Raw genomic sequence first — 23,916 nt, forward strand, 5'->3', positions numbered from 1 at the left:
GCCACTTCGGGAAGGGCTTCCCGTGGGAAGGGCTTCCCGTGGGAGCCTTCCGAGGCTCAGTCCTCCTCGCCGAAACGGCGCTGGAACTTGGCGATCCGCCCCTCGGAGTCCACCGTCCGCGCCGTACCCGTGTAGAACGGGTGGCTCTCGGAGGAGATCTCGACGTCGATCACCGGGTAGGTGTTCCCGTCGTCCCACTCGATGGTCCGGTCGCTGGTCGCGGTCGACCGGGTCAGGAACGCGTACCCCGCCGAGCGGTCACGGAAGACCACGGGGCCGTACTCGGGCTGCTTGTCCTTCTGCACGTGTCCTCCTCGGGCTGTCGCCCTGGCTCGTCCGGCCTGATCGGCGCGGCACCCCCAGCCTCCCCGCGCCCACGGCCCCCGACCAGCGTCACGGGCCCGACCGGGTGAACGCGCCGGGCCGCTCGGTACGCGTCCGGCCCAGGGTTTCCCCGGCCGCCGTGCCGCTCGGTACGCGTCCGGCCCAGGGTTTCCCCGGCCGCCGAGCCGCTCCGTACGCGTCCGGCCCAGGACTCCTCCGGCCGCCGGGCCGCTCCGGGCCCGCCGGGCTCAGGCGCCCTCCGGCCAGCGGGCCGCGAGCAGCAGCGCGATGTCGTCCGGCCGGGACGTGGCCGCCCGCGCCTCCCGGATCAGCCGGTCGGCCGTCTCCGCGAGCGGCAGCGCGCCCGTCACCGCGAAGGCGTTGCCGAGCCGCTCGATCCCCTCGTCGATGTCCCTGCCGGGCCGCTCGACCAGCCCGTCCGTGAACAGGGCGAGTACGGCCCCCGGCGCCAGCCGCAGCCGCGTCACCGGGTACGAGGCCCGCTCGTCCACGCCCAGCACCATCCCGCCCGCCAGCTCCACTTCCGTCGTCGTCCCGTCCGGCATCCGCAGCAGCGGCTGCGGATGCCCCGCCCGCACCGCGCGCGCTTCGCCCGTGTCCGGGTCGAGCAGGACGTAGCAACAGCTCGCGAACTGGCCGGGGTCCAGGTCGATCAGCAGCCGGTTGGTTCCCCGCATCACGTCCTGCGGCCGGTGCCCGCCCAGCGCGAACGCCCGCACGGCGCTGCGCAGCTGCCCCATAGTGGCCGCGGCCGCCACCCCGTGTCCCTGTACGTCCCCGATCACCAGGGCGAGCTGCCCCTGGCCCGTCTCGATCACGTCGTACCAGTCGCCGCCCACGTCCATGCCCTGCGTGCCCGGCAGATAGCGGCCCACCGTGTCCACACCGTCCCGCACCGTCAGGCGGTGCGGGAGCAGCGCGTCCTGCAGCCCGCGCGCGACCGCCGACTCCGTGTCGTACCGCTGGGCCCGCTCCAGAGCCTGCGCGATCAGCCCCGCGAGCGCCGTGAGCACGGTCCGCTCCTCCGGGCTGAAGCCGCGCGGCGAGTCGAAGCCGAGGATGCAGGACCCCACCGGGCGGCCCGAGGCGATCAGGGGCAGGAAGGCCCGTGCGCCCGATTCCGCGTCCATCGGAAGGTCCGGGTAGGCGCGCCCCAACTGCTCCATCGACTCGAAGAAGAGCGGTCTGCCGGTCGTCAGGGTCTCCACGCCCGGCACATGGGAGTCCAGGGCCACTCCGTCGAAGGGTTCGAGGAAGCCCGTCGGGAACCCCGTCTCCCAGGCCAAATAGAGGCGCCGGTCGCTGAGCAGGTAGATCGCCAGCTGACGTCCGCCGAAAGCCGGCAGCAGCTCCTCCGTCACCACCGCAGACACCTGGCGGGCCGTCACCGCCTCGGACAGGGCGATCGCCAGTGCCACCGGCCGGTACAGCGCCGCCGCCTTGTCGCCGGGCGAGGACAGCACGTGCTCCATCCGCTGAGCGCTCGCGGAAGGGGGCGTGAGCGGAGCGGGATCCTCCTCGGGGATCAGCACCATCGTCACCCCGTCCCGGCCCGGGTGGAGCGAGACGGACAGCCAGCGGCCCCGGTCGGGGTGGGCCAGGAAGTGCACGGGTTCGCCGGAGAGCAGAGCGGCGCGCAGCTGCTCCTCGTGGACGGGGTGACCGAACCAGGGCAGCGCCTCCCACAGCGTCCGCCCCGCCAGCGCCGCGCGCGGCCGGCCCAGCAGGCGTTCCGTGCGCTCGTTGACGTACGTGACCCGGGCCAGCCGGTCGACGGCCAGGATCGCGCGCGGCAGCCGGTCCGTCGCGTCCGAGCCGACCAGGCCCGTCCCCAGGTCCACGAGCGTGCCTTCGAGGCGTCCGCCGCTGCCGGAGCCGGCCGCGCGCGAGGACACCTCCAGGAGGTGGAGGCCGCCGTCCGGGCCCCTGAGGCGGATCCTGCGGACCGACGGCCGTCCGTCCGGGCCCGTGGCCTGCCGCGCCGCCGCCCACAGGGCGTAGCCGTCCTCGGGAGCGAGCAGGGACGTCAGCGCCTCGATCGAGCAGGGCGAGACGACTCCCGCCCCCAGGATGGCGAGCAGCCCGTCGTCGAGGACGACCGTGCCCGCGTCCACGTCCCAGACGAAGGAGCCGAACCGGACCGGAGGTCCCGCGGTGGTGGGCAGCTGGACGCACACCGGGTCGCCGGGCCATTCGACGGTCGTCCCCCGCCGGTCCAGATCGGCCAGGGCCTCGCCCAGGCGCAGCCCGCCCCGGGTCATCCGGTTCCTGTCCCGCGCGTCCACCGGCTCACCCGGGGTCGGCGGGCGAAGCGCCACGAGCACGCCGAAGCGCTCGCGGCCGGCGACCACCGGCGCGTACAGCGAGGAGAAGGGGAAGGGGAGGCTGGCCACCAGCTGCGGGAAGCGGCGCATGGCCTCTTCGACGTCGGCGAGGTGGACCGACTGCCCCGAGCGGTGCACCTCGGCCACGGGGAAAGGCCGGTTCGCGTGCATCCGCCACCACGGGCGCAGCAGGGAACCCGGCAGCCCCACCACCACCGCCATCCGGAGCAGTCCGGGGGTGCCGGAGCGCAGGTACACGCCGCCCGCGTAGCCTCCGACGTCCTCCACCGCCGCGACCGACGCCTCCGTGAGCGCCCACGTCAGCGCGCCCGGAGCGGGCCTGTCGTCGGCTCCGCTCCCGGGCGGGGGCCCGGTGCCGCCCGCCGGGCCGGGGCCGGACGTGCCGTGCGAGGTCACACAGCCAGCATGCCCCCGCCGCGAAAGGACCCGCATCCCGGATCCGACGGGCGGCGGCGATCCGATGCGGCCCGTGGCAGGGAGGCTCCCCGTGCCCCGACCGGCGGTGTTGACCCCACGCGTCCGCACCGTCACACTCGGTCGTCGACCGCCGCCATCGGGGTGCGGCGCCACGACCTCGCGAGCAGGGGGCACGATGACGGGCCAGGTTCTTCCGTACGACGTACACGGCGAAGGCCCCGGGAGGGCCCTCGTGCTGCACAACTGGTTCGGCGACCGCACCAGTTTCGCCCCGCTCCGCGCCCATCTGGACGGCGCGGTCGGCTCGTACGCCTTCGTCGACTGCCGGGGCTACGGCGACGCCCTCGACCACCCCGGCGCCTACACGATGGAGGAGGTCGCGGCCGACGCCCTCGCGGTCGCCGACGACCTCGGCTGGGACTCCTTCTCCGTCATCGGCCACTCGATGGGCGGCAAGGCGGCTCAGCTCATGCTCCTCGACGCCCCCGACCGGATCCGCTCGATCATCGGCGTCTCCCCGGTCTCGGCCGCCGGCTTCCCGCTCGACGGGGAGACCTGGGAGCTCTTCGCGGGCGCCGCCGACGAACCGGCCCACCGGCGCACGATCATCGACAACACCACCGGCGGACGCCATGACGACGCCTGGCTGAGCGCGCTCGTCGACCGCTCCGTCACGCGCTCCTCGGCCACCGCCTTCCGCGCCTATCTGGACTCCTGGTCCGGCACCGACTTCCACGAGCGCGTCCGGGACAACCCGGTCCCCGTCCTGCTCGTGGTCGGCGCCCACGACCCCGCGCTCGGCACCGAGGCGATGGAGGCCACCTGGCTGCGCTGGTACCCCAACGCGCGCCTCGCGGTCCTCAAGGACGCCGGTCACTACGCCCCCGAGGAGACCCCGGAGGCCCTGGCCGAAGCCATCGAGGCCTTCCTCGGCGCCTGACGGCCCCGTGCCTGACGGCCCCCGCCGCGGGACCTCATCCGAAGGTCGACGGACGTGACGACTTTCTACCCGGCCGCTGCGCCGCCCGCCGACCGGTCCGGGGTCCGGGCCCCGGTCGGGCCGGTGGCCGTCCGCCCACCGGTCGTGGCGCTCTACCCTGGAGGGACGGGCCGGGGACGAGGTCACACCGTTCCTCCCCGGGGCCCGGGCCGCGCAGGCGGAAGGGCGGCGGGACCATGTTCTTCAGCGATCGTACGGACGCGGGGCGGCAGCTCGCCGACCGGCTGGACCACCTCAAGGGCCAGGACGTCGTGGTCCTCGGGCTCCCCCGGGGCGGCGTGCCGGTGGCGGTGGAGGTCGCCGAGGCCCTCGACGCGCCGCTCGACATCTGTCTCGTGCGGAAACTGGGGGTGCCCCACCAGCCGGAGCTCGCGATGGGGGCGCTCGGCGAGGGCGGCGTGCGGGTCCTCAACGAGCGCGTGCTCCGCGAGGCCCGTGTGGGCGACCGCGACCTCGCGGCGGTGGAGGAGCGGGAGCACGCCGAACTCGACCAGCGTGGCCTGCGCTACCGGGGCAGCCGGCCCTCCGTGCCGCTCGACGGGCGGACGGTCGTCGTGGTCGACGACGGGCTGGCCACGGGCGCCACGGCACTGGCGGCCTGCCGGGTGGTACGGGCCAGGGGTGCCGCCCGGATCGTCCTCGCCGTCCCGGTGGCACCGCGCGGCTGGACCACGCGCCTCGGCGGCGAGGCCGACGAGACGGTGAGCGTGCACGCGCCGGAGTTGTTCTTCGCGATCGGGCAGTTCTACCGGGACTTCTCACAGACCCCGGACGCCGAGGTCGTCGCCTGTCTGGAGCGGAACCGGACGGCGCGCGTCCCGGTCGTCCGGGACACGGACGTCAGGATCCCGGTCGGCGGCGTCCGCCTCGGCGGGCGGCTGGCGGTTCCCGAGGACGCGCGAGGCGTCGTGCTGTTCGCCCACGGCAGCGGCAGCAGCCGCCACAGTCCGCGGAACCGGGCGGTGGCCGCGGCGCTGCATCGGGCGGGCCTGGGGACGCTGCTGTTCGACCTGCTGACGGAGGCGGAGGCGACGGACCGGGCGCACGTCTTCGACACCCCGCTCCTGGCCGGGCGGCTCGCCGGGGCCACGGAGTGGCTGGCGGCGCGGCCCGAGAGCACCGGTCTTCCGCTGGGGTACTTCGGCGCGAGCACGGGTGCCGCCGCCGCGCTGTGGGCGGCGGGCGATCCCGCGTCCCCGGTGAGCGCCGTCGTCTCGCGCGGCGGCCGGCCGGACCTGGCGGCCGAGCACCTGGCCCGGGTGCGCGCTCCGACGCTCCTGGTGGTGGGCGGCGCGGACGCGCTGGTCCTGGATCTCAACCGGCGTGCCCTGGCGCTGCTGCGCTGTGAGAACAGGCTGGCCGTCGTGGGGGGCGCCGGGCACCTCTTCGAGGAACCCGGCGCCCTGGAGGAGGTGGCGGACCTCGCCACCTCCTGGTTCGCCGGTCACTTCCGGCGGCGGGCGGTCAGTACGCCGAGTTGACGTTGTCGATGGAGCCGTAGCGGTCGGCCGCGTAGTTGCAGGCGGCGGTGATGTTGGCGACCGGGTCGAACAGGTCCAGGGACGTGCCGGGCACGTGGTAGGCGAGGAAGGTCGGCTCGATGACCTGGAGCAGGCCCTTCGAGGGGGTGCCGGCGGCGGCGTTGGAGTCCCAGAGGTTGATGGCCTGGGGGTTGCCGGAGGACTCGCGCATGATGTTGCGGTGGATCCCGTCGTAGGACCCGGGGATGCCCCGCTGGCCCATGATGGCCAGCGACTCGCGGATCCAGCCGTCGAGGTTGTCCGCGTAGTTGGTGGCGGCGGCCGGGGCAGCCTTGACGGCGGAGGGGAGGGCGACGGCGGGTGCGGCCGCGGCGGCGGACGAGCCGGTCCCGGTGGCCACGGCGGGGGCGGCCGAGCGGTGCGCGGAGCGGTTCGCCCGCTCGGTCGCGGCGGACTTCTTCGCCTTGGCGGGCGCGGCCTTCGCGGAATCCAGACGAATCGTCAGTTCAAGGCCGGGGCGAATGAGTGACGGATTGTCACCCACGGCGGTCTTGTTCGTCTGGTAAAGGCTCTTCCAGCCGCCCTGAATTCCCTTCTTGTGGGCGATCAGGGAAAGCGAGTCGCCGCTCACCACGGTGTAGGTGTGCGTGGCGGCGGGGGCCTTGGCCGTGACTGCCACGGCGGGCGCCTTGACGGCGATCTGCGGGGCGGCGGACACGGGCGCCGCACTGGCGACGGCCGAGGCGATGAGCGGCAGGGTCAGCGCGGCGCCACCGGTGCCGACCAGGGCGAGGCCGCGGGAGACGTGGCCGAGGCGGGGACGGCGGTGCTTACCGTGAGCAGGCATGACGGGTTTCCTCTCCGGCGCCTGCGGGGTGAGCTGTCGGGTTCGGACGGGAGATGTCCGGCCGCGCGCACGCGGCTTCACCCCGAGCCGTTCCGGAGTGCGGAACGGCGTATTCGTGGGTCCCCCGCTCCTGCCGTCGGGTGAAAAGGGAGGTGTGCCGAGCGGCGGCAGGATTGGGCGTTCCGCTCGAATGGAGGTGACCGTAGGCCAGTAATGCGACGGATAACAAGAGGAGTGGATGCCGGGTATCCGGAAATGGATCACGGAATTCGGGTAATTCAAGATCGATGCCGCTCGGGCGGTGTCGAACTTCCTTGTCCGGTACGGGCTCGGCGGAGAGCGCGCGAGGGACCGGGGGTGGTTGAGTGAGTCGCGTCACCAGGGTCGTAATGTCCGAATATGCTCTGTAATTCCGAGGTGGGTAAATAGGGGGGAAATCCCCTCGATGGGGTGTTCGCGCGGCGACTCTCCCGGGGCTCGTAAAAGTGGCAAAAGGGACATTTATCTTGAAAGATGGAGGAAGTCGACCCAGGAGCCGCTCCCATGCCGCCTTCCCCCGCCCTGCTCAACCCCGACGGCCTCGATCGCGAGGCGGCCGCGCTCTTCGAGAGCGCCACCTGGCAGCGGATCGTCACGGACTGGACCGCCACCGAGGAGCCGTCACCGGCGGAGGAGGGCTGGCGGAAGCTGCTCAGCGTGCCGGTCGACCGCCTCGTGGCCGACGCGCTCGCCGCACTCCCGCCGGGGCTGCCCACCGAGCGGCGTCTCCCGGGACGGCTCGGAGCCGTACTGCCGGACCGGCTGCACTCCTGGCGGCGCCTCGGGCAGGCCGAGCTGCGCCCCTCGGTCCACCTCGGCTACGCGCGCCTGGTACTGACGGAGTGGGGCTGGCAGAACGCCCCGTACAAGCTGCGCGACGCACGGGGGGCCCGGTGCGTCTGCGGGGCCCTCCTCGCCGCCCATCGCCTCGGCTACGGGGGCGCGGACACCATGCACGAGGCGGCCGCCTGGATCATGACCGAACTCCGCTCGCGCGGCTGGCACGACCTGATCGGGCCCTGGAACCGGGCCCCGGGCCGGACCGCCGCCGACGCGGTGGCGCTGCTCGACGCCACGGTCCGCCGCGCCGCGCACGCCGGCCGCTGACGCCGCGCCCGGAGCCGGGCGGCGACCGGAGGGCCGCCGCCCGGCACGCGGGGCGGGGGATCAGCCGCTGACGCTCGCGGCACCGGTCTCGATGTGGCCGGTGTACCGGCGCGACCAGGTCCCGTCGATGTCGGCGAGGATCGTGAAGTCGTACCAGCCGCCGTTGTACGCCACCGCGTTGAAGAAGTCCTCGCGGCTGGAGTTCGCCGGCACGGTGTACGTCCACGGGCCGTCGGAACGGTAGGCGTTCGAGCGGACGGTGAAGGTGACCGCCTTGGCCGAGGCGTTGGCCATCCGGAAGTAGACCGCGGTCTTCCCGGTGCCGGGCTCCTTGGCGTACCGCGCGGCGACCTCGATGTCCTTGCCCGCCTTGGAGGCGTCCCCGATGAACCGCCGCAGGAACCGGTTGGGGCCCATCATCGAGATGTCGTACTTCCCCGAGCCCGATCCCAGGCCGATGTTGAAGTAGTCCGTGGCCGTGCCGCCCGGGTCGACGGTGTACTGCCAGGCCGCCGTGTCCCGGTGCTGGTGCGGGTGGATCGAGAAGTGCGCCGGGCGCTTTGCCTCGTCGCCCTGGTTGGTCATCGAGAACCAGGCCAGGATCTTGCCGGCGGCGCCGAACTCGAAGCGGTCGAGGTTGCCGTTGACCTGGTACGGCAGGGCGCGCGCCGGCCGGGTGCCGGACTCCTGTGCGGGCAGCGCGTTGTTCTGCGGGGCCGGGTTCGGCAGCGGGCCGCAGGTGGCCTGTCCGATCACCTTCGCCGTGGAGGGGAGACCGGACGGCACTCCGTACACCGGGTTGGCGAAGTCGAAGACCCCGGTCAGGTCACCCGTGACCTTCCGGCGCCAGTCGCTGATGTTCGGACAGGTGGCGGGGTTGCCGAGGGCCGCCGTCCAGGTCTCCATGAACCGCAGCACGGAGGTGTGGTCGAAGACCTCGGAACTCACCCAGCCACCCCGAGTCCACGGGGACATGACAATCATCGGGACGCGGAAGCCGAGGCCGATCGGAACGCCGTCCAGGTACTCGCCCGCGGTGCCCGGCGGGGCGACCGGCGGCGGCACGTGGTCGAAGAAGCCGTCGTTCTCGTCGTAGTTGAGGAAGAGCACCGTGGAGTCGAACACCTCGGGGTTCGCGGCGAGCGCCCGGTAGACGAGGTCGACGAAGTGGGCGCCGTCCCCCGGCGGGGCGTACGGGTGCTCGGAGAAGGCCTCGTTCGCGACCACCCAGGACACCTGGGGAAGGGTGCCCGCGACGACGTCGGCCCGGATCGCCGCCGCGATGTCGTCCGGCGTCGAGCCGGTCACCTTCGGGACCGAGCCCATGCCGCGGTCGTGCAACGGGTCCCCAGGACGGGCGTCGGTGAACTTCTTGAAGTAGGCGAGGCCGTTGTCGCCGTAGTTGTCCTGGGCGTTCTGGTAGACCTTCCAGCTCATGCCGGCGCGCTGGAGGGCCTCGGCGTACGTCTCCCAGGTGAGGCCGGACTCGTCGCCGCCGTCCTTGCTGGAGCCGTCGATCTTCCCGCTCCACAGGAACGTGCGGTTGGGGCCCGTGGCGCTGAGCGTCGAGCAGAAGTAGGCGTCGCAGATCGTGTAGCTGTCGGCGAGCGCGTGGTGGAAGGGGATGTCGCCGCGGTCGAGGTGTCCGAGGGTCCGGGTGTTGCCCACGCCCGTGACCCAGTTGTCGAGGCGTCCCTTGTTCCAGGCGGCGTGCTGCGAGGTCCAGCTGTGCGGCAGGTCGCCGTTGCACTGCGCGAGGGTCTCGCCGTCGACGCCGCCGGCCGGCGGGGTGGAGCTGAGCTTCCAGGGGTACTGCCGGCCGCCCCAGTTGGGCTGGTTGAACATGCCCCAGCCGCCGGGCAGGTTGCCCGCGGCGCGGTCACCGAAGCCCCGTACGCCGCGCAGGGTGCCGAAGTAGTGGTCGAAGCTCCGGTTCTCCTGCATGAGGATCACCACGTGCTTCACGTCCCTGAGGGTGCCGGTCGCCGAACTCGCGGCGGCCGAGGCATGGGCCGGGGGCAGCGCGGCCCCGGCCATGAGCCCCGCGCCGATCCCGACGAAACCCCTGCGGCTGATGGGAATCATGCCCCGCCTCTCCTGTCACGGTGTGCCCCAGCGGCACGTCCGAGACATGATGAGGGAGGGGAGCTTAAAGGTATACAGCCGCGCGGTAATTAGTGTGTGAACAAGCAGAGGCCTTGAGGCACGGGCACTCTGATTGGTCCAATTGAAGACCTTTGGTCCAGCCGAAGCCCTATGGGTCAGACGGCCAGGACCTTCACTCCGGCCTCGGTCAGCTGCGCCACGGTCTCCGGCGCGATTCCCGTGTCGGTGACCAGCAGGTCGATCCGGTCCAGACCGCAGATCCGCGCGAACGCCCGCCGGCCCATCTTCGAGGAGTCGGTCACCACGACGACCCGGCTCGCCCGCTCCGCGAAGAGCCGGCTGATGCTCGCCTCGTCCTCCTGGTGGGCCATCACGCCCAGCTCGGGGTCGACGCCGTCGACCCCCAGCACCACCACGTCGAGCACGACCTCGCTGAGCACCCCGACCGTGAGCGGGCCCACCAGCTCGTACGTCTGGGGGCGGGCGACACCCCCGGTGGCGACGATCTTGATCTGGGGCCGCACCGCGAGCTCGCCCGCGATGTTGAGCGCGTTGGTGACCACGGTCAGCGCGGGTCCCGCCGGTGCCGGCACTCCCGGAGTCTCGGTGCGACCGCTCGCGAACCGCAGCGCGAGGGCCCGCGCGACCTCCGTGGTCGTCGTGCCCCCGTTCAGCCCGACGACCTCGCCGGGCGCCACCAGATCCGCCACCGCCTCCGCGATCCGCCGCTTCTCCGGCGCGTGCCGGGTCGACTTGTACCGCAGCGGCAGCTCGTACGAGACGCCGTGCACCACCGCGCCGCCGCGCGTCCGCACCAGCAGCTGCTGCTCGGCGAGCTCGTCGAGGTCCCGGCGGATCGTGGCCGCCGAGACGTCGAGGGCCGTCGCCGCCTCCTCGACCTCCAGCTTTCCCGAGGCCGCGAGCAGCTCCAGGAGCGTGTTCCACCGCTCGTGCTTGGACATGGGTCCCTCCCTCCATCGGGGTCGCGCCCCATGACCGCCCCGCTCGTGCGCGCGTCCGATTCTAGCCGCCGACGGGTGCCGGACCTGGCAAGAGGATGCATGTTTCTGCTTGAATGAGCGTGTCTTCAAGCAACTTCCATCATCATCGCGCACTCTTCTTGCAAGGAGATCGGCATGACCACCACCCGCACCGCCGTGGAGATCGCCTCCCAGCCGGCGACCTGGCGCCAGGCGGCCCGCACCCTGTCCCAGCACGTCGCGGCCCTGCCCCGACGCGGCGAGCGGGTCGCGGTGATCGGCTGCGGCACCTCCTGGTTCATGGCCCTCGCCTACGCGGAGCTGCGCGAGTCCGGCGGCCACGGCGAGACCGACGCCTTCGCCGCCTCCGAGTTCCCCCACGGCCGCCGCTACGACCGCGTCGTGGCCATCACCCGCTCTGGCACCACCAGCGAGGTCCTCGCCCTCCTGTCCCGGCTGCGCGGCAAGGTCCCGACCGGCGCGATCACGGCCGACCCCACGACCCCGGTGATGGACCTCGCGGACGACGTCGCCGTCCTCGACTTCGCCGACGAGGAGTCCGTCGTCCAGACCCGCTTCGCGACCACCGTCCTCGCCCTGTTCCGCGCCCACCTGGAGTCCGAGGACGCCCTCCCGGAGGGACTCGCCACCGTCGAGGACGCCGCACGGGACGCCGAGCGCGCCCTCGCCTCCCCGCTCGACGAGAGCGTGCGCACCGCCGAGCAGTTCACCTTCCTCGGCACCGGCTGGACCTACGGGCTCGCTCTGGAGGCGGGCCTGAAGATGCGCGAGGCGGCCGGCGCCTGGACCGAGGCGTACCCCGCGATGGAGTACCGCCACGGCCCGATCAGCATCACCGGCCCCGGCCGCGTCACCTGGGGCTTCGGCGCGCTGCCCGCCGGACTCGCGGACGAGGTGCGCAAGGTCGGCGGCACCCTCGCCGAGAGCGACCTCGATCCGCTCGCCGAGCTCGTCCGTGCCCAGCGGCTCGCCGTCGCCGTCGCCGAGGCCCGGGGACTCGACCCGGACACCCCCAGGAACCTGACCCGCTCCGTCGTCCTCACCGACGTCCATGCCTGACCGCCGCCCCGCTCCCGCCCGCCGCCACACGGAAGAGGCACCATGCCGCTGACACCCACCGACGAGATCGTCCGCCGCGCCCGCGCCGCCGGCACCGGGGTGGGGGCGTTCAACGTCCTCCAGCTCGAACACGCCCAGGCCATCGTGACCGGCGCCGAGAACGCCGACCGGCCCGCCGTCCTCCAGATCAGCGAGAACACCGTCCGCTACCACGGCGCCCTGGAGCCGGTCGCGCTCGCCTCCCTGGCCGTCGCCCGCGCCGCCAAGATCCCCGTCGCCGTCCACCTCGACCACGCCGAGAACCCCGACCTCGTCCGCGAGGCCGTCGCCCTCGGCCTCGGCTCGGTCATGTTCGACGCCTCGAAGCTCCCCTACGCGGAGAACGTCGCGGCGACCCGCGAGGTCGTGGAGCACTGCCACCGCCACGGCGTCTGGGTCGAGGCCGAGCTGGGCGAGGTCGGCGGCAAGGGCGGTGCCCACACCCCGGGGGTGCGCACCGACCCCGAGGAGGCCCGTGCCTTCGTCGCCGCCACCGGCGTCGACGCCCTCGCCGTCGCGGTGGGCAGCTCCCACCAGATGGTGACCAGGGACGCCGTCCTCGACCTCGACCTGATCGCCCGGCTGCGTGCGGCGGTGGACGTTCCGCTCGTCCTGCACGGCTCCTCCGGGGTCTCCGACCCGCACCTCACCGAGGCGGTCACGGCGGGCATGACCAAGGTGAACGTCTCCACCCATCTGAACAAGGCCTTCACCGAGGCCGTCCGCGGCCACCTCGCCGAGCATCCCACCACGGTCGATCCGCGTCACTACCTGACGCCGGCCCGTGCCGCCGTGGCCCGCGAGGTCGCCCACCTCCTGGCGGTCCTGTCCCCCTGACGGCGCCGTCGGTGCGACCCCGTCGGCTCAGACCTCCTGAAGCGCCGTCAGGAGGTCCCGCACGGCGGGCAGGGCCAGCGAGGACTCCCGAACGGCAGCGTGGATCGACCGCACCGGCTCCGGACCGCGCACCTTGCGGACCACCACGTTCGGGTGACGGCTGCCGAGGCCCATCAGAGGGATCAGACTGATCCCGAGGCCGGCGGCGACGAAGCCCTGCGCGGTGGCGTACTCCTCGCACTCCACCGCGATGTCCGGAGTGAACCCCGCCGCCGCGCACGCGCCCAGGACCGCGTCGAGACAGGGGCCCGGGCGCTCGCTGCCGACCCACGGCTCGGCGGCCAGGTCCGCCAGCTCGACGGCGCCCCGGCGGTCGGCGAGCCGATGGCCCCGGGGCAGGACGGCGCGGTACGGGTCGTCGACCAGGGGAACGAGCCGGAGACCGTCGCCGGAGGTCTCCGGCCCGCCCCGGGGCCGTACGAGCAGGGTGAGGTCCGCCTCCTCGTCGGGCGCGCCGTCGGCGATCCTCAGGTCGACCCGCACGCCGGGGTGTTCCGTACGGAAGCGGGCCAGGGCCGGTGCGACCAGGTCGGCGCCCGCCGTGGCGAAGTAGCGCACGGCGATCCGGCCGGTGCGGCCCGCGCGGAGGTCGGCGAGCGCCGTCTCCGCCTCGGCCACCTGACGTCCGATCACGGCGGCGTGTTCGGTGAGCAGCCGCCCGGCGGCGGTCGGCCGCACGCCCCGCCCGAATCGTTCGAGCAGCGCGATGCCCGCTTCCTTCTCCAGGGCGGCGATCTGCTGACTCACGGCGGAAGGGGTGTACCCGAGGTGCCCGGCGGCGGCCGTGATCGAGCCGCCGGCGACGACGGCCCGGAGCACCTGCATGCGTCTCACGTCCAGCATGCAGCAGAGCTTAACGCCGGATGCAGGATCCTTCGCTTGTCCTGTCGGCTTGGGGCCGGGACCGTGGAGGGCATGACTTCGGCGATGCGCATGGGCGTCCTGGCCCTGCTCTGGGGCTCCGGCTTCCTCTGGATCAAGATCTCCCTCAACGAGGGCCTCACGCCCGGGTGGATCACCTTCGTCCGATGCCTCCTCGGCGCGGCGGTCCTCCTCGCGCTCGCGTACGCGTCCGGGCAGCGGCCGCCACGGGATCGCGGCACCTGGGGGCGCCTCGGGATCGCCGCGCTCCTCTGCAACGCGCTCCCGTTCCTGCTGTTCTCGGTCGGCGAGCAGACCGTCGACAGCGGAGTGGCGGGCGTCCTCAACGCGACCACACCGCTCTGGTCACTCCTGATCGGCCTCGGCCTCGGCACGGAACGGCCGACGAGCCCCGCCCGGCTCGGTGGACTCGCCCTCGGCTTCACCGGCGTCCTGCTGATCTTCGCGCCCTGGAGCACCGGCACCGGCCTGCTCACCTGGGGCGCCCTCGCCCTGCTCGGCGCCTCCGTGAGCTACGCGGCGGCCTTCGCCTACATGGCGCGCCGGCTCACGGACCGGGGTACGGCACCCCTGGCGCTCTCCGCCGCGCAGCTCCTCGCGGCGACCGCCCTGAGCACCCCCGCCCTGGCGGCGAGCGGCCCGGCCCGGGTGACCGCGACGGGAGTGCTCGCGGTCCTCGTCCTCGGCGTGTTCGCGACCGGGCTCACCTTCCACCTCAACTACCGCATGATCGCCGAGGAAGGCCCCACGAGCGCCGCCACGGTCGGCTACCTGCTCCCGGTCGTCTCGGTGACCCTGGGTGCCCTGGCCCTCCACGAGCCCCTGTCCGCCCGGGTGCTGACGGGCATGGCGGTCGTCCTCGCCGGCGTCGGCCTGACCCGCGCCGGGAACGGCCGGGCCGGACGGCCCGGCCCCTCCGGGACCGGGGCCCGGGAGGCGGAGGCCTACGCGTCCCGGACGACCGGCTCGGCGACGAAGAGGGGGATCTCGCGGTCGGTCCTGCGCTGGTAGTCGGCGTAGTCCGGGAACGCGGCGACGGCCCGCTCCCACCACGCCTGGCGCTCCTCGCCCGTGACCAGACGGGTCTTCATGTCCCCCGACCGGGGGCCGTCGCGCAGTTCGATCAGGGGTGCGGCGACCAGGTTGTGGTACCAGACGGGGTGCTTGACCGCGCCGCCGTTGGACGCGACGAGCGCGTACGCCCCCTCGTGCTCGACCCGCATCAGCGGGGTCTTGCGGAGCTTGCCGCTCCGCGCGCCGAGGCTCGTGACCAGCACGACGGGGAGGCCCCGCATCGTCGTGCCCTCGGTGCCGCCGGACGACTCGTACAGCTCGACCTGCTCGCGGACCCAGGCCGTGGTGCTGGGCCGGTACTCGCCTTCGAGGGGCATCGGTGCACGTCCTTTCGGTGGCGGCCGGTGTCGCCGGCCTGCTCGTCCCGACGCTATCCGACGCCCCGGCCGCGCGACGGCGGACCGCTCCGGCGGGGCGTTGTCAGTACCGGCTCATAGGGTGGCTCCTGACAGTGGGACAGGTGTACGAGGCAGGGGAGCGGGCGGCATGCGGGAGTTGTTCCTGGCGGAGGAGCGGGCGTACATCAGGTGGATCGACCTGCCGGGCGAGGGGCCCGCGCGGGTGTTCGTCCACGGCCTCGGATGCACCTCCGCCTCCGACTTCGCCTCCATCGCGGCGCACCGGGCGCTGGGCGGCGGCCGGGCCCTCCTGGTGGACCTGCTCGGCCACGGGTTCAGCGACCGCCCCGCGGACTTCGACTACCGCATGGAGTCCCAGGCGGCGGCCGTGGCCGCCGTCCTCGACCACCTCGGGGTCACGGGGGTGGACCTCGTCGGGCACTCGATGGGCGGCGCCGTGGCGATCCACCTGGCGGCGGCCCGCCCGGACCTGGTCGCGCGACTGGTCGTGGCCGAGCCGAACCTGTACGCGGGCGGTGGGGCGTTCAGCTCGCCGGTGGCCGCCCAGGACGAGGACGCGTTCGTGGCCGAGGGCTTCGCCCGGATGGTCGCGGAGACCGACCGGCCCGACTACGCCGCCCGGCTGCGGCTCGCCGACCCGAGAGCGGTGCACCGCAGCGCGGTGGCGCTCGTGGAGGGCAGCGTGCCGGCGCCGGGGGACCTGCTGGCCGGGCTCGGGATGCCGCGGGCCTTCCTGGTGGGGGAGCGGAGCCTGCCGGACGCCGACGCGGAGAAGGCGGCCGCGCTGGGCGTCCCCGTGTCCGAGGTGCCCGGCGCGGGGCACAACCTGATGCTGGACAACCCCGACGGCTTCGCGACGGCCCTCGCCCGTGTGCTCGCCGCCGACCCGGCGGCTTCGCTTCCAGGCCACCGGAGCGCTTGATCCAGCCAGGCGGGCCCAGCTCGGAGGGGGTTCCGTTGCAGGCGCATGGCGGATGCATGACAAGACCTCAACTCCCTTGAGCCGCGCCCCGGGGAGAGGCCAGGCTGCTGATCACGCCGGGGCCGGACACACCGGTCCCGACCGTGTACGTGGCCCCACGTGCACCCCCCCACAGTCGCGCCGCCCCACCCTTCGGGCGCGACGCCCATGAGGAGGACTCCCGCGCATGGCACTTCCCCAGAGCAAGAAGACCCGCCTCGCCGTGACGGCTTCCGCCGCGACCGCCGCCGCCCTGCTCGGCACCTTCGCCGCCGTCCCCGCCCAGGCCGCTCCCGCCGAGGGAACCGTGCTCGCCGCGGACTCGGCCGACGCGGTCCCCGGCAGCTACATCGTCACCCTCAAGCAGGGCGCCGGCCTCAAGGCCGCCTCCGCCGAGGGGCGGAAGCTGATAGCCGGTTACGGCGGCACGGTCCACAAGACCTTCGGCTCCGCCCTCAACGGCTACACGGCCACCCTCGGCGCCGCCGAGGCCCGCCGCCTCGCCGCCGACCCGGCCGTCGCGTCCGTCGAACAGAACCAGGTGGTCCGCTCCGACGCGACCCAGACCAACGCGCCCTGGGGCCTGGACCGCATCGACCAGGCCGATCTGCCGCTCTCCGGCACCTACACGTACCCCGACAGCGCCGGCGGCGGCGTCACCGCCTACGTGATCGACACCGGCGTGCGGATCACCCACTCCGAGATCGCCGGCCGCGCCGTGAACGGCTACGACGCCGTCGACGGCGACACGGTCGCCCAGGACGGCAACGGGCACGGCACCCACGTCGCCACGACCATCGCCGGCACCACCTACGGCGTGGCCAAGAAGGCGAAGATCGTCGCCGTCCGTGTCCTCGACAACAACGGCTCCGGCACCACCGCGGGCGTCATCGCGGGCATCGACTGGGTCACCGCCCACCACCAGGCGGGCGCCCCCGCCGTGGCCAACCTCTCGCTCGGCGGCGGTGCCTCCACCGCCCTCGACAACGCCGTGAAGAACTCCATCGCCGATGGCGTCACCTATGCGGTCGCCGCCGGAAACTCGGGCACCAACGCCTCGTCCTCCTCGCCCGCCCGCGTGGCCGCCGCCCTCACGGTCGGCGCCACCGGCTCCAACGACGCCAAGGCCAGCTGGTCCAACTACGGTTCGGTCCTGGACCTCTTCGCCCCCGGCGTCTCCATCACCGCCGGCTGGAACACCGGCGACACCGCCACCAACACCATCTCCGGCACCTCGATGGCCACACCGCACGTGGCGGGCGCCGCCGCCGTCTACCTGGCGGGCCACACCTCCGCCACTCCGGCGCAGGTCGCCACCGCTCTCGTCAACGGCGCCACGCCCAACAAGGTGACCAGCCCGGGCAGCGGCTCCCCGAACCGCCTCCTGCGCATCGTCCAGTAGTCCGTCCGGTACACCGGCACGGAAGCCGCCCCGGAGGCAGCCGGCGCCTCCGGGACGGCTTCCGTACACCCCCCTAGGCTCGGCTGTGACCTCCCCACCGCACCGAACGGAGCCGTCATGACCGCAGCCGACGACCACACCCTCCTCCGCCGCGCCATCGCCCTCGCGGCCGAGGCGACGGAGGGCGGCGACCCGCCGTTCGGTTCGCTCCTCGCGGCACCCGACGGGACCGTCCTCGCGGAGGAACGCAACACGACCCTCACGGACAGGGACATCACCGCCCACCCCGAGCTGAAGCTCGCCCGCTGGGCGGCACGGGAACTGGACCCCGCGGCGGCGGCCGGGACCACGATGTACACCAGCTGCGAACCGTGCTCCATGTGCGCGGCGGCCATCCGGCAGGCGGGCCTCCGCCGCGTCGTCTACGCGCTGTCGCACGCCCAGCTCCTCGACATCCGGCCCGGCACGGGCCGCCCGCCCGTTCCGACGGACGGCCCCGCGCTGCTCGACGAGGTACGGGCGGTGGTCGCGCCGTACTACGGCTGACCGGCCGTCGGAGGCCCGGGGCCTGGCGACGACGTCAGCGGCTCCCGCTCCGCCGTCAGTGGCGCTCGGGCAGGTCACGCTCCGCCGGCAGCGGCGCGAGGTCGGAGGCCGCGGGCGACGCGGCGGCGCGCGAGGACGGTGCCACCGCCGGCTTCTTGCCGCAGAAGGCCGCCTCCAGCGTGCCGCCGAGCGCCGTGTTGGCCTCGCCGTGGTTCGAGGTGTTCGCCAGGGCCGACAGGCTGCGCCGGCCGTCACGGGTCGAGAAGGCGTACGTGTAGAAGCCCTGCACGGTCCCCGTGTGCCCGAACACCTGCGTCCCGCAGGACAGGTCGTAGCGGCGCAGGCCGAGACCGTAGAACCGGGTGCCGGTGGAGTCCGTCGGCGTGACCGTCGTCATCGCCTCCAGCATCGCCGGCGACAGCAGCCGACCGCGCATCAGCGCGCTCGTGAAGGTGTTCAGGTCGGCCGGGCTGGAGATCACGGCACCGGCGGACTGCGCCCAGGACACCGTCTGCTCCGTGGAGTCCACGAGCGGGTCGCCGGCCGCGTCCGGGTGCAGATAGCCCCGCACGTGCAGCCCCTTGATGCGCGCGTCGGGGTGGACGTACGAGGTCCTGCCCAGCTTCAGCGGCTTGAAGATGCGGCGCTCGTACGCGTCGGACACCGGCCGGCCGGTGAGCTTCTCGATGAGCATGCCGACGACCACGAAGTTCGCGTTGGAGTACTTGTACGACACCCCGGGCTCGGTGGTGCGGGGCTCGCTCAGGGACAGGTCGACGAGCTCCTGGTAGCTGAACACCCGGTTCCGGACGGCCTCGAAGCCCGGCACCGTGTCGTTGAACATCGCGTCCGTGTAGTCGGCGAGCCCGCTGCGGTGGGTGAGGAGGTGCCGGACGGTGATGCGGTCGTCCGGGAGCAGCCCCGGCAGGTACCGGTTGACGGGCGTGTCCAGCTCCAGCCGGCCCTCCTCCACCAGCTGGAGGAGCACGACCGCGGAGAACGTCTTGCTGACGCTGCCGATCCGGAACCGCGCGTCGATGTCCATCGGGGCCCCCGTCACCCGGTCCTGGACGCCGACCGTCCGGCTCTGCACCCCCTGCGGGCCGGAGAACCGGGCCATCGCGCCCGGCGCGCCGTTGGTCATGGCCGAGTCGAGCGCGGCGACCACGCCCTTCATGTCCGGGGCGGGCACCGCGTGCGAGGGAGTGACGGCGGGGGCGGGGGGAGCGGCGAACGCACTGGTGGCCGGGGCGACTCCCACCGCCAGCGCGGCGATCAGGGTGGCGCTCACGGCCAGACGGCGGTGCGACGACTGGAACACGGTGATTCCTCTGCTTCTTCCGAACGTTCGGCGCGGCACTGGGCGGGGGTGGGCCGCAGGACCGGGGGACCGCGCCGCTGTCGCGCGTCGCCCCCGTGTCCAACGATCATGAGTGCCGTCGGGCCACGAACGGTTCCGGACACGAGCGACGAGATCCGGACGGCGTACTTCCGTGCCTCCGTTGGGCGTCTGCCCAGCAAGGGCCCGGCAGGACTGGGCTCCTGCCGACAGACAACCGGCGCCGGGAAGCACCACCATGGCGCTGGCCACGCTTGCGAGGACGCGCAACGTGCCGCATCCACAGAGGAGTTGCCATGCCAGGACCAGTTCCCCGCCCCCTGCCACGGAGAGGGATCCGCGCACTCGTCGGCCTGCTGCTCGCCCTCCTGATGACCGCGTACGCCGGGCCGGGCACCGCCGGCGCCACGGAGGCGGCGACCGGCCGGATCCCGTCGGTCGGCACCGCCTGGGACCAGCCGGGGCCGTACGAGGTGACCGTCGAGATCGAGGCGGTGCACACCTTCTACCGCCCGAAGGACATGGGGCGGCAGGGCGAGCTCCACCCCGTCGTGATCTGGGGCAACGGCACCGGCGCCGTGCCCGGGATCTACGGCTCGCTGCTGCGCCACTGGGCGAGCCACGGCTTCATCGTCGCCGCCGCCAACACCCCCACCTCCAACTTCGCGATCAGCATGCGCGCCGGGATCGACGTGCTGGAGCACCGGAACGCCGACAGCTCCAGCCCCTACTACCGGAAGGTGGACCTCGACCACATCGGTTCCGCCGGCCACTCGCAGGGCGGCGCGGCCGCGGTCAACGCCGCGCTCGACCCCCGCGTCGACACCGCGGTCCCCATCCAGCCGGGCCCCCTGACCGATCCCGACCTGATCGACGAGCCCGTCTTCTACCTGGCCGGGCAGCGCGACCTGATCGTGTGGCCGGCCCTGGTGAAGGCGCTCTACCGGGACTCCTCGCACGTCCCCGCCGTCTACGGCGAGGTCCGCGGCGCGGGACACCTCAGCTCCATCGGCGACGGCGGCGACTTCCGCGCCCCGACCACCGCCTGGCTCCGGTTCTGGCTCATGGGCGACGAGAACGCCCGCGGAGTGTTCTTCGGCCCGGGCTGCGCCTCCTGCACCGACACCGCCCTGTGGTCCGGATGGGACCGCAACGAGAACGCGCTGCGGATCCCCGGCCCCACGGCCTGACGCGAACCGCTCCCCGGCACGGTGGGCCCCGGCCGTCGCGACGACCTCCGCGACGGCCGGGGCGAGACCGACGGGACCCGGCGCCCCGCCGCACGGCGCGTGTCCTCGGGCAGGAGCCGGGCGCACGGCCGCCGGGACCGCCGCTGACCAGCGCGGACACCCGGCCGCGTACCCTCGTGGACGTGTCTGCTTCACGTCTCCACCGCGTCGCCGTCCTCGTCCTCGAAGGGGCGAAACCCCTCGACGTCGGCATCCCCGCCCAGGTCTTCACCACCCGCGCGAGCATGCCGTACGAGGTGCGGGTCTGCGGCGCCGAACCCGGGGTCGTGGCAGGCGGCGACGGCCTGTCCTACCAGGTCGCCCACGGCCTGGAAGCGCTCGCCTGGGCCGACATCGTCTTCGTCCCCGGCTACCGCCACCCCGACCGCGAGGACCCGCCCCGGCCCGTCGTCGACGCGCTGATCGCCGCGCACGACCGCGGGGCGCGGCTCGCCGCCATCTCGACCGGGGCGTTCGCCCTCGCCGCCACCGGCCTCCTCGACGGCAAGCGCGCCACGACGCACTGGCACTACGCGAGGGCCCTCGCGGCCAAGCGCCCGCTGGTCCGCGTCGACGAGAACGTCCTCTTCGTCGACGAGGGCAGCGTCCTCACCTCCGCCGGCGCGGCCTCCGGCATCGACCTGTGCCTCCACATCCTGCGCGGAGACCTCGGCGTGGGCGCCTCCAACCACGCGGCCCGGCGCCTGGTCGCCGCCCCGTACCGCAGCGGCGGCCAGGCGCAGTACGTGCCGCGCAGCGTCCCGGAGCCGCTCGGCGAGCGGTTCGCCGCCACCCGCGAATGGGCCCTGCACCGGCTCGACGAGCCCCTCACCCTGGAGGTCCTCGCCCGCAACGCGGCGGTGTCACCGCGCACCTTCTCGCGGCGGTTCGCCGAGGACACCGGATACACGCCGATGCAGTGGGTCATGCGGGCCCGCATCGACGTGGCCCGTGAACTGCTCGAACGCTCCGAGCGGGGCGTCGAGCAGATCGCCGCCGACGTCGGCCTGGGCACCGGGGCCAACCTCCGCCTGCACTTCCAGCGGATCCTGGGGACCACGCCCAGCGAGTACCGGCGGACCTTCGCGCAGGGCGAATAGAACCCCTTTGGGTGATCTTGTCGGATCTCGTGCGTGACCTTGGCGCGATACTTGCGGACCGTGGCGATCCCGCCGCTGGTTGAGCCGCGCGTTCCGCGCGAACCTGGGTGGCGAATCGGAAGGTCGGAAGGGACACCGCTCATGACTCGCATCGCCATCAATGGTTTCGGTCGCATCGGCCGCAACGTGCTGCGCGCCCTCCTGGAGCGCGACACCGACCTGGAGGTCGTGGCCGTCAACGACCTGACGGAGCCCACCGCCCTCGCGCGGCTCCTCGCCTTCGACTCCACCTCGGGCCGTCTCGGCCGTCCGGTCACCGTCGACGGGGACACCCTCGTCGTCGACGGCCGCCGCATCAAGGTGCTCGCCGAGCGCGAGCCGGCGCAGCTGCCGTGGGCCGAGCTCGGCGTGGACATCGTCCTGGAGTCGACCGGCCGCTTCACCTCGGCCAAGGCCGCCCGCGCCCACCTCGACGCCGGCGCGAGGAAGGTGCTCGTGAGCGCGCCCGCCGACGGCGCCGACGTCACCCTCGCGTACGGCGTGAACACCGACGCGTACGACGCCGAGCTGCACACCATCGTCTCCAACGCCTCCTGCACGACCAACGCGCTGGCGCCCCTCGCGAAGGTCCTCGACGACCTCGCGGGCATCGAGCACGGCTTCATGACGACGGTCCACGCCTACACGCAGGAGCAGAACCTGCAGGACGGCCCGCACCGCGACCCGCGCCGCGCCCGCGCCGCCGGCGTCAACATCGTGCCGACCTCCACGGGCGCCGCGAAGGCCATCGGCCTCGTCCTGCCGAACCTGGACGGCAAGCTGTCCGGCGACTCGATCCGCGTGCCCGTCCCGGTGGGTTCGATCGTCGAGCTCAACACGACCGTCGCGCGCGACGTGACCGTCGAGGACGTCCTGGCGGCCTACCGCACCGCCGCCGAGGGCCCGCTGGCCGGCGTCCTCGAGTACTCCGAGGACCCGCTGGTCTCCGCCGACATCGTGGGCAACCCGCACTCGTCGATCTTCGACTCGGCCCTCACCCGCGTCGAGGGACGCCACGTCAAGGTCGTCGCCTGGTACGACAACGAGTGGGGCTTCTCGAACCGCGTCATCGACACCCTCCAGCTCCTCGCCGCGAGCTGACGCCGCGCCCGCCGCACGGCGGGAACCGCCAGGCCCGCACGCCGACTCCGACCGCACGGGAGTCGGCGTGCGACGCGTTTCCCGGCACACCCGGTCCTCCGGCCCGTGGCCGACGACGCGGTTGGCTACCGTGACCTCGTGAAGCCCGCCCCCACGACCCCGTACCGGCCCCTCGACATCACGGTCCCGTTCCCCGAGCTGACGGCGTACGCCCGCACCGCGACACGGCTCCATCCCCGCCCCGGCGCACCGACCGCTGCCGACAGCTCCGTCGGAGGCCCGCTGCTCTGGCCGCAGGACGAGGAGTGGCCGGTGTGCCGGGAGCACGGCCGGGTGCGGGGAGTCCGCCCGCGACGGGTCCGGCACCACGCGGAGATCCTCGGGGCGGCGCAGGCGCGGCCCCGTCCGGCCGACGGCACCGGGTGGGCCTTCACGGAGGCCGAGCGGGCCGAGTTGCGGGAGATGAGCGACTCCGGACACCAGCCGGACCGGCACGACGGCAGCCCGCTGCCGCTCCTCGCGCTCGCGCAGTTCCATGCGCGCGACGTGCCCGACCTGGGGTCCTTCGCGCTGCCGGGGACGGACCTGCTCCAGGTGCTGTGGTGCCCGTTCGCCGGGCACGAGGACGGCCCGTTCAGCGACTTCGGCCCGTCCACGCGCCTCTTCTGGCGACGCGCGGCCGACGTGACCGCTCCCGTGCGCGCGCAGCCGGAGCCGCCGCTCGTCGAACGCGCGCGCTACCTGCCGGTGCCGTGCGTGCTGTACCCGGAGCGCATCGTCGAGTACCCCTGGGCGGACCGTCTGCCACCCGACCTGGTGGAGCGGATCGACGCGTGGGAGGACGACCTCCAGGAGCGTGCGGGAGCGGCGGCGCCGACCTACCAGTACGACCTCTCCCTCGCGCCGGGCTGGAAGATCGGCGGCTGGGACTCCTGGCACCGGACCGGTCTGATGCCGGTCCACTGCGACGCGTGCGGAGCCGGCATGCGTCTGCTGCTCACCGTCGATTCCACGGAGCACCAGGCGAGTTGGGGCCCCTTCCCGCCGCCCGGATGCCCCACCGGTGTCGGCGCCGGCCGCGACGAGTACCGGGCCTTCGTCTGCCCGTCCGATCCGGCGCACCCCCACCGGATGAGCGCCCAGTAGGACCGGGCGGCCGCGCGACAGGGCGTTGTCAGTGCCCTGCGACAGGATGGTGGAC

At 73.5% G+C, this 23,916-nt stretch carries 21 protein-coding genes and 1 riboswitch; of the genes, 13 read left to right on the forward strand and 8 right to left on the reverse strand.

The window, feature by feature from the left end; translation table 11 throughout:
• Window positions 1-56: 56 nt before the first annotated feature.
• On the reverse strand, window positions 57-305 hold the full coding sequence (locus ABTY59_RS14895; RefSeq protein WP_352019330.1) for a type B 50S ribosomal protein L31: 249 nt from the start codon (window positions 303-305) through the stop codon (window positions 57-59).
• Between the two features lie 267 nt (window positions 306-572).
• Window positions 573-3,086, reverse strand: coding sequence for a SpoIIE family protein phosphatase (locus ABTY59_RS14900; RefSeq protein ID WP_352019331.1), 2,514 nt, complete (start codon window positions 3,084-3,086; stop codon window positions 573-575).
• 196 nt (window positions 3,087-3,282) lie between these two features.
• Here ABTY59_RS14900 and ABTY59_RS14905 point away from each other — a divergent pair, with 196 nt between their 5' ends.
• A complete protein-coding gene (locus tag ABTY59_RS14905; RefSeq protein WP_352019332.1) occupies window positions 3,283-4,047 on the forward strand; it encodes an alpha/beta fold hydrolase in 765 nt (254 codons plus the stop codon).
• Window positions 4,048-4,283: 236 nt separating this feature from the next.
• Window positions 4,284-5,588 carry a phosphoribosyltransferase family protein gene (locus ABTY59_RS14910; protein WP_352019333.1) on the forward strand — a complete coding sequence of 435 codons (1,305 nt, stop codon included), beginning with the start codon at window positions 4,284-4,286 and terminating at the stop codon, window positions 5,586-5,588.
• On the opposite strand, the gene ABTY59_RS14915 is transcribed toward ABTY59_RS14910, so the two are convergent.
• Window positions 5,572-6,435: a LysM peptidoglycan-binding domain-containing protein gene (locus ABTY59_RS14915; RefSeq protein WP_352019334.1), complete on the reverse strand. Its 864-nt coding sequence runs from the start codon at window positions 6,433-6,435 to the stop codon at window positions 5,572-5,574. The two genes, ABTY59_RS14910 and ABTY59_RS14915, sit on opposite strands and share 17 nt — an antisense overlap.
• Window positions 6,436-6,440: 5 nt before the next feature.
• Window positions 6,441-6,588, reverse strand: a riboswitch (cyclic di-AMP (ydaO/yuaA leader).
• A gap of 390 nt (window positions 6,589-6,978) precedes the next feature.
• Between ABTY59_RS14915 and ABTY59_RS14920 the strand changes: the two genes are divergently transcribed.
• Window positions 6,979-7,581 (forward strand): DUF6197 family protein, encoded by a 603-nt coding sequence (locus tag ABTY59_RS14920; protein WP_352019335.1) that lies wholly within the window; start codon window positions 6,979-6,981, stop codon window positions 7,579-7,581.
• Window positions 7,582-7,641: 60 nt separating this feature from the next.
• On the opposite strand, the gene ABTY59_RS14925 is transcribed toward ABTY59_RS14920, so the two are convergent.
• Entirely contained in the window at window positions 7,642-9,666 is a 2,025-nt protein-coding gene (locus ABTY59_RS14925; RefSeq protein WP_352019336.1) for a phosphocholine-specific phospholipase C, read from the reverse strand.
• A gap of 176 nt (window positions 9,667-9,842) precedes the next feature.
• Complete coding sequence (locus ABTY59_RS14930; protein ID WP_352019337.1) at window positions 9,843-10,649, reverse strand: DeoR/GlpR family DNA-binding transcription regulator; 807 nt, start codon at window positions 10,647-10,649, stop codon at window positions 9,843-9,845.
• A gap of 174 nt (window positions 10,650-10,823) precedes the next feature.
• On the opposite strand from ABTY59_RS14930, the gene ABTY59_RS14935 reads away from it, so the two are divergent.
• Window positions 10,824-11,747: an SIS domain-containing protein gene (locus ABTY59_RS14935; protein ID WP_352019338.1), complete on the forward strand. Its 924-nt coding sequence runs from the start codon at window positions 10,824-10,826 to the stop codon at window positions 11,745-11,747.
• Window positions 11,748-11,789: 42 nt separating this feature from the next.
• Entirely contained in the window at window positions 11,790-12,623 is an 834-nt protein-coding gene (locus tag ABTY59_RS14940) for a class II fructose-bisphosphate aldolase (protein ID WP_352019339.1), read from the forward strand.
• Between the two features lie 27 nt (window positions 12,624-12,650).
• Here ABTY59_RS14940 and ABTY59_RS14945 read toward each other — a convergent pair whose 3' ends face one another.
• Entirely contained in the window at window positions 12,651-13,526 is an 876-nt protein-coding gene (locus ABTY59_RS14945; protein WP_352019340.1) for a LysR family transcriptional regulator, read from the reverse strand.
• A gap of 72 nt (window positions 13,527-13,598) precedes the next feature.
• Between ABTY59_RS14945 and ABTY59_RS14950 the strand changes: the two genes are divergently transcribed.
• Window positions 13,599-14,576, forward strand: a complete 978-nt coding sequence (locus tag ABTY59_RS14950) for a DMT family transporter (protein WP_352019341.1) — start codon at window positions 13,599-13,601, stop codon at window positions 14,574-14,576.
• Here ABTY59_RS14950 and ABTY59_RS14955 read toward each other — a convergent pair.
• The gene (locus ABTY59_RS14955; RefSeq protein ID WP_352019342.1) at window positions 14,510-14,956 is read right to left on the reverse strand and encodes a nitroreductase family deazaflavin-dependent oxidoreductase; all 447 of its coding nucleotides are present in this window, start codon (window positions 14,954-14,956) and stop codon (window positions 14,510-14,512) included. The genes ABTY59_RS14950 and ABTY59_RS14955 overlap by 67 nt on opposite strands.
• A gap of 169 nt (window positions 14,957-15,125) precedes the next feature.
• On the opposite strand from ABTY59_RS14955, the gene ABTY59_RS14960 reads away from it, so the two are divergent.
• The 3 genes from ABTY59_RS14960 (at window position 15,126) to ABTY59_RS14970 (ending at window position 17,907) form a co-directional block, all read left to right on the forward strand.
• The gene (locus tag ABTY59_RS14960; RefSeq protein ID WP_352019343.1) at window positions 15,126-15,920 is read left to right on the forward strand and encodes an alpha/beta fold hydrolase; all 795 of its coding nucleotides are present in this window, start codon (window positions 15,126-15,128) and stop codon (window positions 15,918-15,920) included.
• A 226-nt stretch (window positions 15,921-16,146) separates the two neighbouring features.
• Window positions 16,147-17,361 carry a S8 family peptidase gene (locus tag ABTY59_RS14965; protein WP_352019344.1) on the forward strand — a complete coding sequence of 405 codons (1,215 nt, stop codon included), beginning with the start codon at window positions 16,147-16,149 and terminating at the stop codon, window positions 17,359-17,361.
• Window positions 17,362-17,478: 117 nt separating this feature from the next.
• On the forward strand, window positions 17,479-17,907 hold the full coding sequence (locus ABTY59_RS14970; protein WP_352019345.1) for a nucleoside deaminase: 429 nt from the start codon (window positions 17,479-17,481) through the stop codon (window positions 17,905-17,907).
• Window positions 17,908-17,962: 55 nt separating this feature from the next.
• Here the strand turns inward: ABTY59_RS14970 and ABTY59_RS14975 are convergent, their stop codons facing one another.
• Window positions 17,963-19,084 (reverse strand): serine hydrolase domain-containing protein, encoded by a 1,122-nt coding sequence (locus ABTY59_RS14975; RefSeq protein WP_502995374.1) that lies wholly within the window; start codon window positions 19,082-19,084, stop codon window positions 17,963-17,965.
• A 458-nt stretch (window positions 19,085-19,542) separates the two neighbouring features.
• On the opposite strand from ABTY59_RS14975, the gene ABTY59_RS14980 reads away from it, so the two are divergent.
• From ABTY59_RS14980 to ABTY59_RS14995, 4 genes are all read left to right on the forward strand, one after another.
• Window positions 19,543-20,436, forward strand: a complete 894-nt coding sequence (locus ABTY59_RS14980; RefSeq protein ID WP_352019347.1) for a poly(ethylene terephthalate) hydrolase family protein — start codon at window positions 19,543-19,545, stop codon at window positions 20,434-20,436.
• A 182-nt stretch (window positions 20,437-20,618) separates the two neighbouring features.
• The gene (locus ABTY59_RS14985; RefSeq protein ID WP_352019348.1) at window positions 20,619-21,575 is read left to right on the forward strand and encodes a GlxA family transcriptional regulator; all 957 of its coding nucleotides are present in this window, start codon (window positions 20,619-20,621) and stop codon (window positions 21,573-21,575) included.
• Window positions 21,576-21,716: 141 nt separating this feature from the next.
• A complete protein-coding gene (gene gap / locus ABTY59_RS14990) occupies window positions 21,717-22,715 on the forward strand; it encodes a type I glyceraldehyde-3-phosphate dehydrogenase (protein WP_352019349.1) in 999 nt (332 codons plus the stop codon).
• Between the two features lie 138 nt (window positions 22,716-22,853).
• A complete protein-coding gene (locus ABTY59_RS14995; RefSeq protein WP_352019350.1) occupies window positions 22,854-23,861 on the forward strand; it encodes a hypothetical protein in 1,008 nt (335 codons plus the stop codon).
• The last annotated feature ends 55 nt before the right edge of the window (window positions 23,862-23,916 follow it).

The sequence above is a fragment of the Streptomyces sp. NPDC096079 genome (genome assembly GCF_040303145.1).
GTDB lineage: Bacteria > Actinomycetota > Actinomycetes > Streptomycetales > Streptomycetaceae > Streptomyces.